The 2,698-nt window shown below is 48.8% G+C and carries 2 protein-coding genes and 1 pseudogene; 1 reads left to right on the forward strand and 2 read right to left on the reverse strand.

Annotated features, from left to right (window positions below):
- Positions 1–105: 105 nt before the first annotated feature.
- Entirely contained in the window at positions 106–771 is a 666-nt protein-coding gene (locus tag H6G00_RS00085; protein WP_190795071.1) for an IS6 family transposase, read from the forward strand.
- 42 nt (positions 772–813) lie between these two features.
- Here the strand turns inward: H6G00_RS00085 and H6G00_RS00090 are convergent, their stop codons facing one another.
- Both H6G00_RS00090 and H6G00_RS00095 read right to left on the reverse strand, forming a co-directional pair.
- A complete protein-coding gene (locus H6G00_RS00090; RefSeq protein WP_190795070.1) occupies positions 814–2,067 on the reverse strand; it encodes an IS256 family transposase in 1,254 nt (417 codons plus the stop codon).
- A gap of 186 nt (positions 2,068–2,253) precedes the next feature.
- Positions 2,254–2,574 (reverse strand): annotated as a pseudogene (locus H6G00_RS00095) (nuclear transport factor 2 family protein); the annotation flags it as partial.
- Between the last annotated feature and the right edge of the window lie 124 nt (positions 2,575–2,698).

Genomic DNA, 2,698 nt, shown 5'->3' on the forward strand with positions numbered 1-2,698 from the left:
CAGCAGGTGAAAGAGAGACTTGATGCTTTAACACCAGAAGTAATCTTCTCGATTGTAGGGCGACGGTCTATTTTAGATGCCTTATCTGTAGCTGAACTTTAGAGAATTGGTATTAGTTATTGCGTCTGGCTGTATTACACCTTTCCTTTGAGCTACCGAGATATCGAGGAAATGATGCTGTATCGGGGCATTGAGGTAACCTACGAAACGATTCGGGAATGGTGCCAGAAGTTTGGGCAGCAATACGCGAATCAGGTGCGGCGCAAGCGTTCTTACGTCACCGACAAATGGCACCTCGATGAGATGGTGGTGACGGTCAAAAAACAGCAATATTATCTGTGGCGGGCAGTGGATAGTGAGGGAAACGTGCTGGAGGTCTTACTGCAACGTCATCGGGACACAGAGGCAGCGAAGCGGTTCTTCCGCAAGCTGCTGAAGAAACAGGGCTTTGTGCCACGGGTAATGGTGAGCGACAAGCTGAAGAGTTACGAAGCGGCGAACAAACAGGTGATGCCGAGTGTAGAGCATCGACAGCACAAGAGATTGAACAATCGAGCCGAGAACTCGCATCAACCGACCCGAGTGCGGGAGCGACGAATGCGACGCTTCAAATCTCCAGGACAAGCGCAACGATTTCTTTCTACTTTTGACCCGATTCGCGCACACTTTCATCCCAAACAACACGAACTGAGTGCGAAACGATATCGAGAACAACTGCGCCAACGCTTTGACGATTGGTGGGAAATCACCTGTGTGAAAGAGGCTGCGTAAACTTGAGCGAGACTGACGATTAGGGGAATTACGTGCTTAATCTTAAATATTCCCGGTTAAGTTGATAGTGCCCCCTCCGGGTATCTCGAAGAGCACGCCAAACTCAATAGCGAAGCGATTGAGGGCAGGTTTCCAGTCACGAATGGGCATCGTCCACTTTTTAGCAACGTTCTGAATTGCGAGATAGACCACTTTTAGGGCGGATTCATCGGTTGGAAAAGCTCGGTGGTTTTTAATCACCTTCCTGAGAGTCATATTCATCGATTCAATAGCATTGGTGGTGTAGATGGCTTTACGAATCTCAGGTGGGAAAGCAAAGAAGGGAATAATCCTTTGCCAGTGATTGAGCCAGGACTTGCTAATCGTCGGATATTGCTTGTCCCACTTTTCGGCAAACTCGACTAAGCGCTGCTCTGCTTGGGTTTCAGTGCTGGCGGTGTAGATCAGCTTGAGGTCTGCTGCAACCGCCTTACGGTCTTTGTAGGACATGTAGCTCAGCGAATTCCGAACCATGTGGACAATGCATAACTGCACCTGGGTTTTAGGAAAGACCGCTTCAATGGCATCAGGAAAGCCTGTGAGACCATCACAGCAGGCGATGAAGATGTCCCGAAGTCCTCTATTTTGCAGTTCTGTCAGTACCTGCAGCCAAAACTTGGCAGACTCGTTCTGGGTCATCCACATTCCCAAGAGTTCTTTGGTGCCCGACAAGTTGACACCTAGTGCCAGGTGAATCGCTTTGTTGATGACCCGCCCGTCTTGTCTCACTTTGACCACGATGGCATCAAAATAAACGATGGGATAAACCGGGTCAACGGCGCGATTTTGCCAGATTTTACGCTCTGCTTCAACCGCATCGGTGACGTTAGAGATCAGCCCTGCTGAGACTTCAACGCCATACAGGTCTTGCAGTTGAGCTTGGATATCACGGGTACTCATGCCTCGGGCATAGAGGGACAAGATCTTGTCGTCAAAGCCGTCGAAGCGGATCTGTCCCTTCTTGACGATGATGGGCTCAAACTCACTGTTGCGGTCGCGGGGAACACTGATTTGAGCCTCCCCGAACTCACCTTTAATGGTCTTCTGGCTGTGTCCGTTGCGACGGTTACGGACTGGCTTGTCTTCGCGTTCAGGCTCCACCTGTTGCTCTTCCAGATAGGTTTTCATTTCCGCATTCAAACAGCGTTCCACCAAAGCAGCCGTGAGCTGCTTGAGAATCCCTCCGCTCCCCAGCAGGTCTTCAGGATTCTCATAGCCTTTGAGCAATTCATCGAGGAGTTCAGGTCGAAAAGTCATAGTACGAGTGTCTTAGGTCTAGTAGTTCATTAGATCTCATTTCTGACCTTTGACACAATCTAATTTACAGTCCCTCGACCCGATTAGCCCGTGCCTATTCTCCAATCATTTTATTTCTAGATTCTGGGAAGGGGGTCGTGAACTACTACAGGAATTCAGTGCTGCACTTCTAAGCAGCCTTTGCACTCAAGGTTGTAGGATTGGTGTTACTTGTCCTGTAATCATTTGCCACTTTCCATCTCGTTTGATGTAAACATGCAAGTCCCTGACTTGTTTCTGCCCACGCTCTTTCATATTCAGCATCATACGGAAATTCACTACTGCAACCGTGTCAGAATACCAATGCACCTGAACCTCGTCGGTTGTGTATGATTCAACCTCAGCGTGTCTGACATTTTCTAATTCCATCTGCTTGTTTGCAACCCGACCATCTGGAAAGACAGCTAAGAAGTCGTCTGGTAGATCGCGTTCAATCACTGACACATCACGATGCAGAAAAGCGTCAAGGAAGCGTCTATCCCTCTTTCATCACTCTAGGCGGAGGAAAATCGATGAGGCACAGGATGAGGAAGCCATCCTGAGAACTGGTTAATGCACTGGATTAATCTCACAAAGCCAGAGTGTAAACCAG

It is taken from the genome of Leptolyngbya sp. FACHB-541 (assembly GCF_014695875.1).
In the GTDB taxonomy this organism is placed as follows: Bacteria; Cyanobacteriota; Cyanobacteriia; order Elainellales; family Elainellaceae; genus JAAUTN01.